15 protein-coding genes are annotated in these 15,640 nt (G+C 72.4%); 6 read left to right on the top strand and 9 right to left on the bottom strand.

From position 1 onward, the window contains the following. Window positions 1-100 precede the first annotated feature (100 nt). Window positions 101-838, top strand: a complete 738-nt coding sequence (locus tag QJ852_24610) for an SDR family oxidoreductase (GenBank protein ID WGX96315.1) — start codon at window positions 101-103, stop codon at window positions 836-838. Then, the gene (locus QJ852_24605) at window positions 835-1,662 is read left to right on the top strand and encodes an SDR family NAD(P)-dependent oxidoreductase (protein WGX96314.1); all 828 of its coding nucleotides are present in this window, start codon (window positions 835-837) and stop codon (window positions 1,660-1,662) included. The genes QJ852_24610 and QJ852_24605 overlap by 4 nt, the downstream gene beginning before the upstream one ends. A gap of 142 nt (window positions 1,663-1,804) precedes the next feature. Here QJ852_24605 and QJ852_24600 read toward each other — a convergent pair whose 3' ends face one another. After that, window positions 1,805-4,636 (bottom strand): FAD-binding and (Fe-S)-binding domain-containing protein, encoded by a 2,832-nt coding sequence (locus QJ852_24600; protein ID WGX96313.1) that lies wholly within the window; start codon window positions 4,634-4,636, stop codon window positions 1,805-1,807. Window positions 4,637-4,834: 198 nt separating this feature from the next. Then, entirely contained in the window at window positions 4,835-5,158 is a 324-nt protein-coding gene (locus QJ852_24595; GenBank protein ID WGX96312.1) for a hypothetical protein, read from the bottom strand. A 418-nt stretch (window positions 5,159-5,576) separates the two neighbouring features. Between QJ852_24595 and QJ852_24590 the strand changes: the two genes are divergently transcribed. Further along, window positions 5,577-6,632, top strand: a complete 1,056-nt coding sequence (locus QJ852_24590; GenBank protein WGX96311.1) for an LLM class F420-dependent oxidoreductase — start codon at window positions 5,577-5,579, stop codon at window positions 6,630-6,632. Next, window positions 6,629-7,444, top strand: coding sequence for a crotonase/enoyl-CoA hydratase family protein (locus QJ852_24585; GenBank protein WGX96310.1), 816 nt, complete (start codon window positions 6,629-6,631; stop codon window positions 7,442-7,444). The genes QJ852_24590 and QJ852_24585 overlap by 4 nt, the downstream gene beginning before the upstream one ends. 48 nt (window positions 7,445-7,492) lie before the next feature. On the opposite strand, the gene QJ852_24580 is transcribed toward QJ852_24585, so the two are convergent. The 4 genes from QJ852_24580 to QJ852_24565 form a co-directional block, all read right to left on the bottom strand. Beyond that, the gene (locus QJ852_24580; protein WGX96309.1) at window positions 7,493-7,795 is read right to left on the bottom strand and encodes a DUF4031 domain-containing protein; all 303 of its coding nucleotides are present in this window, start codon (window positions 7,793-7,795) and stop codon (window positions 7,493-7,495) included. Window positions 7,796-7,902: 107 nt separating this feature from the next. After that, the gene (locus tag QJ852_24575; protein WGX96308.1) at window positions 7,903-8,451 is read right to left on the bottom strand and encodes a C40 family peptidase; all 549 of its coding nucleotides are present in this window, start codon (window positions 8,449-8,451) and stop codon (window positions 7,903-7,905) included. Window positions 8,452-8,785: 334 nt separating this feature from the next. Beyond that, a complete protein-coding gene (locus tag QJ852_24570; GenBank protein WGX96307.1) occupies window positions 8,786-9,457 on the bottom strand; it encodes a hypothetical protein in 672 nt (223 codons plus the stop codon). A 111-nt stretch (window positions 9,458-9,568) separates the two neighbouring features. Then, window positions 9,569-11,008: a glyceraldehyde-3-phosphate dehydrogenase gene (locus QJ852_24565; protein WGX96306.1), complete on the bottom strand. Its 1,440-nt coding sequence runs from the start codon at window positions 11,006-11,008 to the stop codon at window positions 9,569-9,571. Between the two features lie 255 nt (window positions 11,009-11,263). On the opposite strand from QJ852_24565, the gene corA reads away from it, so the two are divergent. Next, entirely contained in the window at window positions 11,264-12,412 is a 1,149-nt protein-coding gene (gene corA, locus QJ852_24560) for a magnesium/cobalt transporter CorA (protein WGX96305.1), read from the top strand. Window positions 12,413-12,502: 90 nt separating this feature from the next. Here corA and QJ852_24555 read toward each other — a convergent pair whose 3' ends face one another. After that, window positions 12,503-13,000: a VOC family protein gene (locus tag QJ852_24555; protein ID WGX96304.1), complete on the bottom strand. Its 498-nt coding sequence runs from the start codon at window positions 12,998-13,000 to the stop codon at window positions 12,503-12,505. Window positions 13,001-13,059: 59 nt separating this feature from the next. Here QJ852_24555 and QJ852_24550 point away from each other — a divergent pair, with 59 nt between their 5' ends. Further along, a complete protein-coding gene (locus QJ852_24550) occupies window positions 13,060-13,524 on the top strand; it encodes a MarR family winged helix-turn-helix transcriptional regulator (GenBank protein ID WGX96303.1) in 465 nt (154 codons plus the stop codon). Window positions 13,525-13,736: 212 nt separating this feature from the next. On the opposite strand, the gene QJ852_24545 is transcribed toward QJ852_24550, so the two are convergent. After that, window positions 13,737-15,293, bottom strand: coding sequence for an FAD-dependent oxidoreductase (locus tag QJ852_24545; protein ID WGX96302.1), 1,557 nt, complete (start codon window positions 15,291-15,293; stop codon window positions 13,737-13,739). 19 nt (window positions 15,294-15,312) lie between these two features. Next, entirely contained in the window at window positions 15,313-15,606 is a 294-nt protein-coding gene (locus QJ852_24540; GenBank protein ID WGX96301.1) for an HU family DNA-binding protein, read from the bottom strand. Between the last annotated feature and the right edge of the window lie 34 nt (window positions 15,607-15,640).

The following is a 15,640-nucleotide window of genomic DNA, read 5'->3' as shown; positions in this document are numbered from 1 at the left end:
CCGGGGCGGGGCGTGGCGGCCGACTCGGCTCCGATGAGATAGAACAGGTTCTATTCTTCTCCGGAACGCCGCGCCGCGGCGCCACGAGCCAGGAGGAACCATGACCGACCAGCCCGCTCCTCGCGCCCAGCGCTTCACCGACCGCCGGGTCGTCGTCACGGGCGCCGCCGGCGGACTCGGCCAGGTCGTCGCCGAGCTGTTCCGGGCCGAAGGCGCCACCGTGGTGGCCACCGACGTGGTCGCGGCCGACGGGGTCGTGGCCTGCGACCTGGCCGACGACGCGGCCCGCGATGCCTTCGTGGCGGGTGTGCTCGCTGAGCTGGGCGGTCTCGACGTGCTGTGCAATGTCGCCGGCATCCAGAAGTTCGCCGAGCTCGGCGCCATCACCGCGGACCTGCTCCGCAGGCACTTCGACGTCAACGCCCTCGCGCCTCTCATGCTTGCCCAGGCCTTCGCCGACGCCCTCGTCGAGAGCAAGGGCAATGTCGTCTCGGTCGCCTCGATCTCCGCCGTGATGGGCCAGCCGTACAACGCGCCCTACTGTGCCTCGAAGGCCGCGCTGCTGTTGGGGATGCGTGCCCTGGCCGTGGAGTTCGGCACCCGGGGGGTACGGGTCAACTGCGTGTCGCCGGGCGGGATCGCGACCCCGATGGTCGAGGCTGCTGCGGCCGGCCTGCCCGCCGACACCAACTGGGACCTGGTCGCCCGCAGCACCTCCGTCATCCCCGGCTTCATGCCGCCCGCCGACGTCGCCGAGGCGCTGCTCTACCTCGCCTCCGACGCAGCCGCGTCGGTCACCGGCGCCAACCTGGTGGTCGACCGCGGCGTCGTCTGGTGAGCGCCCCACGCGCGGTCGTGACCGGTGCCGGCCGCGACTCGATCGGACGGGCCGTCGCCGACGCACTGGCCGCCGAGGGCTGGGAGGTCGTCGTCACGACCCGTGGCGCCCCCGTCGATGGCCACGCCTGGCACCCCCTCGACCTCGCCGACCGGTCCTCGGTCGCCGCCTTCGCCGGCTGGTACGCCGACCGCGCGGACCGCCTCGACCTGCTGGTCAACAGTGCGGGCATCCACCTCGACCTCGGCTCCCGCTGGACCGAGCCGCACCTGGTCGACGGCCACGAGATCCACTGGCGCACCAACTACCTCGGCACCGTCGACCTCACGACGGCCCTGCTGCCCGCACTCCTGGTGCCACCGGCATCCTGCGTGCTGCACGTCGTCTCCCAGCTGCACGAGCGGGGGAGCACCGACCAGCTGCTCGGCCGGCCGGTGCCCTACGACTCCTGGGCGTCGTACGGGACCTCGAAGCTGGGCCTGGTCCACCACGCCGCGCTGCTCGCCGAGCGGTACGGCGACCGCGGGCTGCGTGCCCTCGCCGTCCACCCCGGCGCGGTGTCGACCAGTATCGCCGACCGCGGCCTGGAGACCCGACCCCTGCTGCGTCGGCTGCGCAACCTGGCCCGCCCGCTGGAGCGGCGGATGCTCATGTCGCCCGCGGAGTCGGCGGCCCACCTCGTCCGCCTCGCGACCGATCCCGACGCCGGCTCCGGCTACTACCGCAAGGGCCGGCCCGCCGAGCCGTCCGCGCCGGCCCTCGACCCGACCGCGCGCGCCCTGCTCGATGCGCGTACGCAGGAGTGGCTCGCCGCCACGCCGTGAGCGCGGGCTCGGCCTGTCCGCCGCAGTCTCATCACGGTATGTCGATGAGTGGTCACTTCTGTAGCGGAGTCCCGCTACAGAAGCTCCGGTTCACCTACAGACCGTGATGAAACCGAGTCTGCGGGCCCGTGGAGCGGACCGATCAGCCCAGGCCGCGGGCCAGTAGCTCGGCCAGGTGCAGCGGCCGCGCGTCGGGAGCGAGCTCGTCGAGCTGCGTGCGGCACGAGAAGCCGTCGGCGAGCACGACCCGGGCGGCGTCGCCCGCGGAGGACCGTACGGCGGGGAGCAGGTGCTGCTCCGCGACGGCCACGGACACCTCGTAGTGCCCCTGCTCGACCCCGAAGTTGCCCGCCATGCCGCAGCAACCGGGCAGCGCCTCGACCTTGGCGCCGGCCTTCTCGAGCAGCGTGCGGTCGGCGTTCCAGCCCATGACGGCGTGGTGGTGACAGTGCGGCTGCGCCACGATGCGGGTGCCGGTGAGGTCGGGCGCGGTCCAGCCGGGGGTGCGGGACAGCAGCTCGGCCAGCGTGGTCGTCGCACCGGCGACGGCGTCGGCGTCCGGTCCGGGGACCAGCTCGCGCAGCTCGTGGCGCAGGACGGCCGTGCAGGACGGCTCCAGGCCGACGATCGGCGTACCGGCACGGGCGTCTCCGGCGAGCGCGTCGACCATGCCGCGCATCCGGCGCGCCGCGCCGTCGAGCTGGCCGGTGCTGATCCAGGGCAGGCCGCAGCACTCCTGCTGCCGGGTGATCCGCGGGTCGTATCCGGCGGCGCGCAGCACTGTGACCGCCGCGTCGGCGACCTGCGGGGCGAAGTGATTGGTGAACGAGTCGACGAAGAGCACGACCGGCGTGCCCGTCCCGACCGCTCCGGCGAAGGCCCGCCGGAAGGTACGGCGCGCGAAGGCCGGCATCCGCCGCCGGGTGTCGACGCCGGCGGCCTTGAGGGCGACCTTGCGCAGCGGCCCGACGGCCATGGTCCGGTTGGCCAGGCGCGGCATCGCCGAGCCCGCCTTGGCCCAGCGCGGCAGCCAGCCGACCGAGTAGTGCGAGCGCGGCCGGATCTTGTTCTTGTAGGTCTGGTGCAGCACCTCGGCCTTGTACGACGCCATGTCGGTGCCGGTCGGGCAGTCGGAGGCGCAGCCCTTGCAGGCCAGGCAGAGGTCGAGCGCGTCGTGCACGGCGGGGGAGCCCCAGGACACGTCGCTGTCGCCGTTGACGATCTCCTGGAGCAGTCGCGCCCGGCCCCGCGTCGAGTGGATCTCCTCCTTCGTCGCCTGGTACGACGGGCACATCACGCCGCCCGAGCCGCTGTTGTCGGCGCGGCACTTGCCCACGCCGGTGCAGCGGTGCACCGCCTGGCCGAAGTCGCCCCCGTCGTCGGTGTAGGCGAAGGCGAGGCCGCCCGACTGCTGGGTGAGCCGCGACGTCGAGGAGTAGCGCAGGTCGTCGGTGCTCGACGCGGCGTCGACGAGGATGCCGGGGTTGAGCACGCCGGTCGGGTCGAAGAGGTCCTTGACCGAGGCCATCAGGCCGAGCGCGCGCGGGGAGTACATCCGCGGCAGCAGATCGCTGCGGGCCCGGCCGTCGCCGTGCTCGCCGGACAGCGAGCCGCCGAGCGAGGTGACCAGGTCGGCCGCCTCCTCCAGGAAGGCCCGGAACCGGTCGGCCCCGTCGGGACGGGCGAACGGGAAGTCCATCCGCACGTGGAGGCAGCCCTCGCCGAAGTGGCCGAACGGCATCGCGGTCAGCTCGTGCGTGGCGAGCAGGCCCTCGAAAGCGGTGAGGTATTCGCCGAGCCGCTCCGGCGGCACGGCGGAGTCTTCCCAGCCGGCCCAGGCCGGCAGTCCGGACGGCGCCCGCCCGGCGAGTCCGGCGCCGTCGGCGCGGATCTTCCAGAGCCGGTCGGCCGTGCGGGGGTCGTCGACGACCAGCGCGGAGACGCCGAGACCGGCGGCGGCGAGCAGCTCGGCGCGTCGTCGTACCTCGTCGGGGTCGTCGCCGGAGAGCTCCACGAACATCCAGGCGTCGCCGGCCGGCAGGGGCGGCACGGCATCCGGGCCGCGGCGCTCGCGGATCACCTCGACGATGCGGCGGTCCAGGCCCTCGCAGGCGGACGGCTCGAAGGCGAGCACCTCCGGCGTCGCGAAGCCAGCAGTCGGGAAGTCGGGGAAGCCGAGCACGATCATCAGCGCCGCCTTCGGCGCCCGGACCAGCCGGACGGTGGCCTCGGTGACCACGGCGAGGGTGCCCTCGGAGCCGACCAGCGCGCGGGTGAGGTCGAAGCCGCGCTCGGGCGCGAGGTGGTCGAGCGCGAGGCCCGAGACGTGCCGGCCGAAGGTGCCGAACTCGGTGCGCACGGTGCCCAGGTCGTCGGCGACCAGGCCGCGCAGCCGGTCGAGTACGTCGGTGTCCTCGGCCGTCGCGATCGGCCGGCCGTCGGCGTCGTACCCGGTGCTGAGAGAGGTCCCGTCGGCCAGCAGCCCCCGCAGGCCGCGCACGTTGTGCGACGTCCGGCCGTAGGCCAGCGACCGCGCCCCGCACGCGTCGTTGCCGATCATCCCGCCGATCGTGCAGCGGGTGCTGGTCGACGGGTCGGGCCCGAACCTCAGGCCGTGCGGCGCGACGGCCTGCTGCAGCACCGCCTGGACGACGCCCGGCTGGACCACCGCGGTCTCGCTGTCGGGGTCGACCGCGAGGACCTGGTTCAGGTGCCGGCTGAAGTCGACGATCACGCCGGTCCCGATCGCGTTGCCCGCGACCGACGTCCCCGCGCCGCGGGCGGTGAGCGTCAGTCCCTCCGCGCGGGCGGCGGCCAGGATCGCGGCCACCTCGTCGGCCGAGCGCGGGAATGCGACGGCGGCGGGCGGCACGCGGTAGAGCGAGGCGTCGGAGGAGTAGGCGCCGAGGACCGCGGCGTCGTCGCTGACGTCGCCCGCTCCGTGGCGCTGGAGCTGCTGAGCGATGCCGGACACGAGTCGAAATCTATCGGTCAGTCACCCGGGCCGCGGCCCCGGTCCTGCCGGTGAGAAGAGCGAATCAGCCCGCCACGGATCACGGCCGGTCGGGCAGTTCCATCGACCCGGCGCGTTCAAACGCGCCGGGTCGGCGCCTCTACGACGTTCAGATGCGCCGGGTCGGTGTCTGTACGAGACCGCGGCCTCGCCCGACCGCTATCCGACGGGCGAGCCGAGCACCGCGTTCGGATGGGGGGCCTTGACCGGTTCTCCGGTCTCGCGCTCGACGAGGTTCAGCTCGAACGGTCCCAGTTGGTTGCTGCCGGTCAGCCGCAGGATGAGCGGCTTCCCGGTCGTGGCGACATGCAGGGTGACCACCCCGGCCACGGTGAAACAGGTGAAGGCCAGGGTCGAGGTCTCGTCGACCGTCCGCTCCGTGCCGGCCTCGCAGCCGCGGGGGATCTCCTGCCCGCCGACGAACAGCCAGCTGTCGCAGGCAGACCGGGTCACTTCCTCGACGGGCAGTCTGATCCAGTCCATCGCCACCAGCTTGGCGCTGTTCTCGTCGAGCTCGGCGACCCCGGTCCAGACCTTCCGGCTCGCGCGGAGATAGGTCGTGTCCCCGATATTGCGGGCATCGAGCCGGCCGTGCCCTCGTACTGCGCGTCGGACAGCCTGCGCGTGGCCTTCCGGGCCCGCTGGACGGCCTTGGCCGGCTTCAGGTCGGGGATCCGGTTGGCTACCGGCCCGGGCGCCGAGCGGGGCTCGGCCTCGGCGTCCTCGGCGCTGCAGGCGGTGAGCCCGCCCAGTACTCCCGCCACGACGAGCATCGCGGCCAGTCTCGTCACGATTCGGTTCCCCACGCGGGTTGAACGAGGGGGCGATGGTCGGCTCACGAGCGCCGCGACGGCTACGCTCCCGACCAGGCCACGACCACCACGACCGCCAGGGGGCGCACATGCGACTCGGCATGATCATCGACTACTCGGGCGGGTTCGCCGAGACCGTGGAGCTGCTCCAGGAGTACGAGCGCAACGGGCTCGACCTGGTCGCGATGCCGGAGGCGTACTCCTTCGACGCGGTCAGCCAGCTCGGCTACATCGCCGCCAAGACCGACCGGCTGGAGCTGATGTCGGCGATCTTCCAGATCTACACGCGCACGCCGTCGCTGACCGCGATGACCGCCGCGGGACTGGACTTCGTCTCCGACGGCCGGTTCACGCTGGGCCTCGGCGCGAGCGGGCCGCAGGTGATCGAGGGCTTCCACGGCGTCAGGTACGACGCCCCGCTGGGTCGCACCCGTGAGGTCATCGAGATCTGCCGCCAGGTGTGGAAGCGGCAGCCGGTCGAGTACGAAGGGAAGTACTACGACGTCCCGCTGACCGAGGAGAAGGGCGGCTCCGGGCTCGGCAAGCCGCTCAAGCTCATCAACCATCCGGTGCGCAGCGAGATCCCGATCTCGGTGGCCGCGCTCGGGCCCAAGAATGTCGCCCTCGTCGCCGAGCTCGCCAACGGCTGGCAGCCGCTGTTCTTCCACCCGGGCAAGGTCGAACTGGCCTGGGGCCCGTCGCTCGAGGAGGGCTTCGCCAAGCGCGACGCCGCGCTCGGTGAGCTCGACATCCAGCTCCAGATCGCCTTCCACCTCGGGGAGCCCTCGCCCGAGGCCGTGCAGGCGGTCCGCAACCAGCTGGCGCTCTACGTCGGAGGGATGGGCGCGCGCGACAAGAACTTCTACAACCAGCTGGCCTGTCGCTACGGCTACGAGACCGAGGCGAAGGAGATCCAGGACCACTATCTGTCCGGCCGGAAGGCGGAGGCCGCGGCCGCCGTACCCCAGGAGCTGGTGGACGCCGTGACCCTGCTCGGTGACGAGGACGCGATCCGTCGTCAGGTGGCCGAGTTCCACGCCGCGGGCGTCCGGACGTTCCTGCTCAACCCGCTGGCCGCGAGCGACGAGGAGAAGGTCGCGCAGGTGCGCCGGCTCTCCGAGATCGTCAAGGAGGTCACCGCATGACCGAGTCGCGCTTCACCGTCTCCCGGGACGGCGCCGTCGCGACCGTCGGCCTGGCCGGGCCGGGCGGCAAGGCCGTCATGGACGACGCCTTCTTCGGCGAGCTTGCGGCCACCTTCGCCGGGCTCGACGCCGACGATGCCGTCCGGGCGGTCGTGCTGGCCGGCGCCGGGAAGCACTTCTCCTACGGCCTCGACCTGGCCGCCGCGGCGCAGACCTTCGCCCCGCTGCGGGCGGCCACCCACGCCGGCGCCCGGCAGGAGCTGCTGGCGCTGATCCGGCGCTGGCAGGCGGCGCTCGACGTCGTGGCCAACCTCCGCAAGCCGACGGTCGCCGCGGTCACCGGCTGGTGCATCGGGGGTGGTGTCGACCTCGCGGTGGCCTGCGACGTCCGGGTCGCCTCGGCCGACGCCGTGTTCAGCGTGCGCGAGGCCAAGGTCGGGATCGTCGCCGACCTCGGCAGCCTGCAGCGTCTGGTCGGCGTGATCGGCGACGGGCACCTGCGCGAGCTCGCACTCACCGGCGACGACATCGACGCCGACCGCGCCGCGCGGATCGGCCTGGTCAACCACGTCCACCCGAGCGCCGACGAGGCCCGTACGGCGGCCGCCGGGATCGCCGCGCGGATGGCGGCGAACTCGCCCCTGGTGCTGCGCGGCGTCAAGGACGTCCTCGAGGCCGAGCGCGGCCCGCGGGTGGAGGCGGGCCTGCGCTACACCGCCGTGTGGAACGCGGCCTTCCTGCTCAGCGACGACCTGGACGAGGCGATGCTGGCGTTCCTCGAGCGGCGTCCGCCGGAGTTCACGGGCCGCTAGCACCGACCCGGCGCGTCTGAACGCGAAAAAGGCGCCGACCCGGCGCGTTCAAACGCGCCGGGTCGGCGACTCCCGCTTCGCGCGGGTGATCGCGGCCACCGCGCGGCCGTATCGGATCGGGGCGGCGCCGAGCGCCAGCGCCCGCTGGCGGGTCGGCTCGGTGACGTCGAAGTGCTCGGTGGCCGTGCCCGGGTTCTGGATCCAGCGGGCCTCGATGCCGAGCCGCTCGGCGAAGGCCAGCAGCTCGCGGCGCCCGGCCTCGCCGGGGAGGTCGGAGAGCAGGTGCGACCAGACGCCGTCGACCGGGCCCACGATCGCGGGCCGCTGCATGTCGTCGACGTAGACGGTCATGGGGAGAACCTAGTCGACCTGGGGGCCCGCCCCGCGGGCGCACGGCGCTGGGCATGCGGACGCCGGCACTCCCTCATACGGAGTGCCGGCGTCCGGGGTGTGGAGGCTCAGCGGACCCGGCCGTAGAAGACCGAGCCGGACCAGATCCGGTCCTTACGCACCGGGACGCCGGGCCGCGAGGCGTGCCAGATCATGCGCGCGCCGGCGTAGATGCCGACGTGGTAGACGCGGCCGCCACTGGTGAAGAACACCAGGTCGCCGACCTGCGGGCTGCGCACCCGCTGTGTGGCGCCGGCCTGGGCGGAGGAGGTGCGGGGCAGGTTCTCGCCGACATGGCGGTAGACCCACTGCACGAGGCCCGAGCAGTCGAAGGCGTTCGGCCCGGCCGCGCCGTACGCATAGGGCTTGCCGGCACGCGAGCGGACGGTGGCCATGACCTTGTCGATGCGCTTCTCGGCGCGCTCCTCGGCCTTCTCCTTCTTGGACTTCTTGCCGTCGGCCGGGTCGTCGGCGGCGTGCTCCTTGTTCTGCTCCGCGAGGGTGGAGATGACGTCGTCGTCGGCGTGGGCCTGCGGTGCCGGCGTGAGCAGGCACGCGGTCGCAAGGACGGGGACGACGAGCAGGCGCGCGGCAGCGCGCGACGCGATGGTGGACATCAGAAAAAGAACTCCGTCAGCGGCGCCTGCGAGAGATGACCTGTCGGGCTTGGGCTGCTGGTGCCCAGGGATGTCGTGTCCCTTCGCCCCGAGCCGGATCTCGTTCCGGCGTACTGCCTGGGTCCCCCGTGCCCGCGCTTACTTCATCGTGGTCGATGTCTCCCCACCGTCGAGCGCGGGCCTCGGCGCGACGCGGGCGGCCTCCCCGGGTCGGGCAGGTCTCGACCGACCATTCGACCCACTTGCCAGGGCCGGCGCAGTGGTCGAGATCACGTTCGCGGCGTGGTGATCCTCACCCGGTTCGATGTAACAGCCGCGGTGCTGGGACGTCCGGTCAGCCCGGGAGGTGCGGGTCGGCCAACAGGTACTGGGCGACCCGCCCGTCGCGCGAGCGGCGCGGCCGCACCGGCTCGGGGATCATCCGGCCCTCGGCGGTGTCCCAGAAGCGGTCCACCCGCAGCGCGACCCGGCGGGCCAGCCGACCGGACACACCGCGATGGGGGAGGTAGGGGTGCGGCCGGGTCGGCACGCGCCGCTCGGTGCGGAACAGGCGGTCGGCGAGCCGCCCGCACTCGTCGGCGGAGGTGGCATCGCCCAGGTCGTCCACCAGCCGGAGCTCCAGCTCGCGCGTGGCGGCCAGCTCGCGCTCGACCTCCTCCCAGATCGAGGTCCACGGCCGTCGTACGGCGAAGGTGGAGCCGTAGAGCTTGGCCTTGAGCTCGGCCAGGGCCACCTCGAGTCGCCGGCTCTGGCGGGCGAAGTCGTGGGCGCGCCGGGGGCCCTGCTCCAGGTGCCGGCGGGCGGCCGGCACGAGGACGGCGTTCGCCGCGGCCACATGGCGGCTGGTGCCGGCCAGGAACGGGTCGGCGGCGCTGTACGCCGCCCGCGGCCGGTCCCGCGTCGGACGGCAGGCCTCGGCGCTGCGCATCCGGGCGTGGAGCACCGCGTGGGTCTGCGTGACGGTGTCGGCGAGGACGTCGACGCCGGACTCCGGGCTGTCGTTCATGGTTCCACCTCCACGAGTGAACCCCCCTCAATTGCAGTGTGCGCCGGTCCCGGGCCCCTCGCAAGGGGCGGGACCGGCGCACACCGGGCGGTCGGTGGCGACCGCGTGGGGTCAGGCTCGGGGCAGCGTCGTGTACTCCACGCCGCAGATGTACTGCACCGTGCGCAGCACCTGGCAGGAGTAGCCGAACTCGTTGTCGTACCAGACGTAGAGGATGGCCGAGTCGCCGTCGACGATCGAGGCGCCGCCGTCGACGATCGAGGCCGCGCGGGCGCCGATGAAGTCGGTCGACACGGCGTCGGAGGCGGTCGTGTAGTCGAGGTTGCGGGCCAGGGGGCCGACCAGGGACGCCTTGCGCAGGTGGTCGTTGACCTCCTCGCGCGTCGTCTCCCGCTTGAGCTGCAGGCTCAGGATGGCGATCGAGACGTCGGGCGTGGGGACCCGGATCGAGTTGCCGGTGATCCGGGCCTGGAGGTCGGGGAGGACCTTCGCCACGGCCGAGGCGGCGCCGGTCTCGGTGATGACCAGGTTGAGCGGCGCGGAGCGGCCGCGACGGTCGGCCTTGTGGTAGTTGTCGAGCAGGTTCTGGTCGTTGGTGAACGAGTGCACCGTCTCGACGTGGCCGCGGACGATGCCGAACTCGTCCTCCATCGCCTTGAGCGGCGGGACGATCGCGTTCGTCGTACACGAGGCGCAGGAGAGCACCTTCTCGTCGAGGTCGACGTCGAGGTGGTTGACGCCGTGGACGATATTGGGGACGTCGCCCTTGCCGGGCGCGGTCAGCAGCACCTTGGCGATGCCGGGGCGCAGGTGGTTCGACAGGCCCTCGCGATCGCGCCAGATGCCGGTGTTGTCGATGAGGATCGCGTCGTCGATGCCGTACTCGGTGTAGTCGATCTCGTCGGGCGAGTTCGAGTAGATCACCTGGATCACGTTGCCGTTGGCGATGATCTGGCTCTTCTCCTCGTCGACCGTGATCGACCCGTTGAAGGCACCGTGGATCGAGTCGCGGCGCAGCAGCGAGGCACGCTTCTTCAGGTCGTCGCCCTTGCCCTTGCGGACGACGACGGCGCGCAGCCGCAGGCCGTTGCCGGAGCCGGACTTCTCGACCAGGAGGCGCGCGACGAGGCGGCCGATCCGGCCGAAGCCGTAGAGGACCACGTCCTGCGGGCACGGCGCCGGGCTCTTGTTCTCGCCGGTGGCCTCGGCCAGCGCGGCGGCGGTGAAGTCGGCGATCGACGGCGCGCCGTCGGTGGCCCGGTAGGCCCGGATCAGCAGCGCGAGGTCGACCTTGGCGGCGCCGAGGTCGAGCGCGGCGATCGCCTCGAGAAAGGGGAAGGTGTCGCGCACCGACAGCTCGACGCCGTCGATCTGGCGTGCGTAGCGGTGGGTCTTGAGGATGTCGATGACCGACTTGTTCACCAGCGAGCGGCTGTGCAGAAGGATCGTCACATCCTTCTCGCGGTGGAGCTTGCCGACGATGGGGATCATCGCCTCGGCCAGCTCTTCGTGGTGCTTCCAGCGGGTGAACTTGTCTTCGGTGGTGCTCAACGCTTCCCCTTGTAACAGTCGGCCAAAGCGGCTCGATCGTAGGCCCCGGGTGTAGCGGCGCCCTCATCGGGCCGCTCGGTGGGACGCGTGCGTTGGGTCACAGTGCGCGGCACGCGAGCCGGCCGAGGGTTGGCCGCCGGTCGACCGGGGTCCCTATGCTGGACACGACCTGTGGATTCCCGGAGCGAGGAGGTGACCGGCGATGGATGGCCAACCTCCCAGTCCCACCCCCGCTCACCACCCCGAGGATCTCGCATGTCCCAGCACCGGTCCGCGAGGACCATCCGCACGCCCATCCGCAGCCTGACCGGCCGGAGCCGCCGTCCGCCGCAAGTCGTCCCGACCGGCGCCGCCGTCCCGTCCGGCGCCGGCCGGCCACCCAGCGCCAGCCTGGTCGACAGCGCGGTGTACGTCGACGGTGACCGGGTCGCGTCGCCGACCACGCTCGCCGAGAGCTACCGCGCCCTCAACGACAACGACCAGGCCGTCGCCTGGATCGGGCTGTACCGGCCCGAGCACCACGAGCTCGCCTCGCTGGCCGAGGAGTTCGGCCTCCACGAGCTCGCGGTCGAGGACGCGATCGTCGCCCACCAGCGCCCCAAGCTGGAGCGGTACGACGACACCCTGTTTGTCGTCCTGCGCGCGGCCCGCTATCTCGACGACGTCGAGGAGGTCGAGTTCGGCGAGGTCCACCTCTTCGTGGGCCGGGACTTCGTCGTCACGCTCCGGCACGCGGAGGCGCCCGACATCGCCGCCGTCCGGCGCCGTCTCGAGAGCAACCCGGACCTGCTCCGGCTCGGGCCCGAGGCGATCCTCTACGCGATCCTGGACCGGGTCGTCGACGGCTACCTGCCGGTCGTCGCGGGCCTCGAGAACGACATCGACGAGATCGAGACCGAGGTCTTCGGCGGGGATCCCGCGGTGTCGCGGCGCATCTACGAGCTGACCCGCGAGGTCATCGAGTTCCAGCGCGCCACCCGTCCGCTCGCGACCGTGCTGCGCCAGCTCACGCTGGGCTTCTCGAAGTACGGCACCGACGACGAGCTGCAGCGCTACCTGCGCGACGTCGATGACCACCTCACCCAGGTGATCGAGCAGGTCGACGGCTTCCGCCAGCTGCTGCGCGACATCCTCACCGTCAACGCCACCCTCGTCGCCCAGAAGCAGAACGAGGAGATGACGGCGCTCACCGAGGCCAGCCTCGACCAGAACGAGGAGGTCAAGCGGATCTCGGCCTGGGCAGCCATCCTGTTCGCGCCGACCCTGATCGGCACCGTCTACGGCATGAACTTCGACGAGATGCCCGAGTTGCACTGGCAACTCGGCTACCCCTTCGCCGTGGTCCTGATGGCGCTGGTGAGCGTCGGTCTCTACGCCGTCTTCCGCCGCCGCGGCTGGATCTAGCCGCGCCGGCCCCGTGCTTGTAACTAAGGGTTACAGCACGAATTCGGCTGCAACAGCACCCGGGTAGTAGCAACAACGCCCGGGTAGTCGTCAGAGGACCTTGGTGCCGTACATCTCCCCGAGTGGGTCGGCGAGCAGTTCGAGACGCTCGCCGTCCGGCCCGGGGAAGTAGAGGGAGACCTTCGACTCGAGGTGGTACGTCACGCCGGCGTCGTCGAGCTTGGCTCGCAGGTAGTCCCACTTCTCCCGGGTCACCGAGATGGCGAGGTGGTGGTGCCCGCCGAGCACCTCGGCGTACGGCCCGAGTTCGAGCCCGGGGAGAGTGAAGAATGCGAGCAGGTTGCCCGCGCCCACGTCGAAGAAGAAGTGGTCGGACCCAGCGTAGTCGCGGTTCTCGAAGATCTCCGTCAGCGGGAACTCCAGCAGGCCCTGGTAGAAGTCGATGGTCCGCCGCACGTCCGACGACAGCAGGGCGGCGTGGTGGATGCCACGGGCACTGCTCTCGGGCCGCCCGCCCTCGGGGGCGAGGTACTCCTTCTTGATCCGCTCGCGGTCCCTCGTGATCGCGTCGAGGTCAATGGTTGCCATGTCAACTACGATCCTCCGAGATCGTGGATGTGTCAACATTCTCGGCTAGAATGACACCGATGAGTACGACGACGCGGTGGCTCGACGACGAGGAGCAGCAGGCCTGGCGCGCCTGGATCGACGTCAATGCTCAGCTGACCGCGCGGCTGAACCGCGAGCTCCAGGCCGCCAGCGGCCTCTCCATCTCGGACTACGAGATCCTCGTCGCGCTCACCGACCGCGACGTTCCCGACCGCACGCTGCGGATGTACGAGCTCGGCGAGCGGCTGCAGTGGGAGAAGAGCCGGGTCTCCAAGCAGGTGTCGCGGATGGAGGCGCGCGGCCTGGTCGAGCGTCGCCACTGTGCCGACGACCGTCGGGGGGCCTTCGTCGACCTGACCGACGCCGGCCAGGCCGCCATCGACGCCGCGGCCCCGGGGCACGTCGCGCTCGTCCGCGAGCTCTTCTTCGACGGACTCAATGCCGACCAGGTGCGCAGCCTGGGTCGGTTCGCGACCACCGTCCTGGGGCGCCTCGCCGACTGATGGGGTCCCCCAGGGGCCTCCGTCGCTTGTAACTAAGGGTTGCAGCGCGAATTCCGGTGCAGGAGCGCCCGGGTAGTAGCAACAGCACCGAGGTAGTCGCGATGCGCGCCCCGCTCGATGCGGGCCGCGTCTGCGGCCGGTGGTCGATCCATCTACCCGGGTGTTATGACCTCTACCCGGGCGCTGTGGTGCGCAATTTCGTGCTGTAACCCTTAGTTACAAGGGTCCGGGGCCAGCATGTCCTCGACGGCGAGCGAAGCGAAGGCCATGGCAGCGCCCAGGGGGGCGCCGGGGCCGGGGTAGGCGGAGCCGAAGACCGAGGCGGTGGAGTTGCTGGCGGCGTACAGGCCGGGGATGGGGACGCCGTCGGTGTCGAGGACCCGGGCGCTCGCGTCGGTGACCAGCCCGCCCTTGGTGCCGAGGTCGGAGAGCACGAACCGGGCGGCGGTGTACGGCGGGCGGTCGACCGGGACGAGGGCGGCCGACGGCCCGCCGCCACCGGCGAAGAAGGTGTCGTACTCGTCCTCGCCGCGCCCGAAGTCCGTGTCCTTGCCGGCCGCCGCGAACCGGTTGTAGCGCTCGAGCGTCGCGACCAGCGCCGCGGGGTCGAGCCCGATCGCGGCAGCCAGCTCCGCGATGGTGTCCGCCTCGACCCAGGTGCCGGCCGCGAGATGCTCGGCGCGCTCGCCCTCGGGCATGGCGATGGCGGGCAGTCGGCCCTCCTCGCGGGCGTCGAAGACCAGCCAGGACGGCGTCCGGTCGGCCGAGGCCGCCATCAGCCGGCCGAACCGGTCGTAGGGCAGGCACTCGTTGCCGTAGCGCCGTGCCCCGGCGTCGACCATCACTCCGCCGCGGAAGCCGAGGGTGAAGGTACCGCTGCCGTCGGGCTGCTGCAGCCCCGGGCAGAACCAGCCCTCGCCGGACCAGTCGGTGGCCGCGCCGAGCTCCGCGGCCGCGTCGATGACCTCGCCGGTGTTGGTGCCGCGCGGGGCCATGGTCCACGCCGCGTCGCCGGGCGTCGCGTGGACGGTACGGCGCTCCGGGCTCCCCTCGAAGCCGCCTGCCGCGACCAGGATCCCCTGCCGGGCCCGGACCTCGCCGGGGCCGTCCGGTCCGGCGTAGCGGACGGTGGTCACGCGGCCGTCGGCGTCGCGCCCGAAGCCGATGACCTGGCGGCCGGTCGCGATGGTGCCGCCGTCGCGGACGGTCATCGCGGCGAGCCGGGCGATGAGGGCCTGGCCCCCGGACAGCGTGGACCGGCCCGGCCGCCCGGCGCGGTCGCGCTCGACCGGCGGCCGCACGAGTGCCGCGACGGCGGGGTCGAGCTCGTCGCGGCGGAGAGCGACGGGCTGGATCGAGCGACCCATCGGGACCCGTCCGGGCGCGTCGTAGTACTCCGAGAACGGGATCCACTCGAAGTCCATCAGCGGGTCCGCCTCCAGCCGGGCGACCAGTCGCGGCGCCTGGGTGAGCAGCGCCTCGACCCGCGCCGGGTCGGGATCGTCGAGGACGGCGGCGAGATACGCGCGCGCCCCCTCGGTCGAGTCGGGCAGGCCGGCCCGCTGCTGCACGTCGGTGCCGGGCAGCCAGCACGCGCCGCCGGAGTACGCCGACGTCCCGCCGATCAGCGGCGTCCGCTCCAGGACCAGGGTGCTGAGCCCGGCCGCGGCGGCGAGCGCGGCGCCGGTCAGGGCGCCTCCGCCCGACCCGACCACGACGACGTCGTACTCCTGCTGCAGGGGCGCCGCCCCGACCACCGTGCCGCTCATGGCGAAACGATAACGTGTTCTAGTTTTCGGCGGAACTCCCGTCGGCGACCCGCCGCCGGAACGCCGCGGCGGCCCTGAAGGCCGGCGTGACGCTCGCGGGGATCTCCATCGGCTCGCCGGTGCGCGGGTGGCGCCCGGTGCGCGCCGCGCGGCTGCGTCGCTCGAAGGTCCCGAAGCCGGCGAGCGTCACGCTCCCGTGCTCGTCGACCCCGCGCACGATCGCGTCGAGGGTCGCCGCGACGGCGGCGGCCGCCCGTGGGGGCGTGAGGCCGGTCGCCCCGGCGACGGCGGCGGTCAGGTCGGTGCGGTTCATCTGGTCCTCCTGGGGTTGGGGTGCATGGCCGCGA

Origin of the sequence: Nocardioides sp. L-11A, from assembly GCA_029961745.1 — a bacterium.
GTDB lineage: Bacteria > Actinomycetota > Actinomycetes > Propionibacteriales > Nocardioidaceae > Nocardioides.
This window is presented reverse-complemented; position numbering and strand designations above follow the sequence as displayed.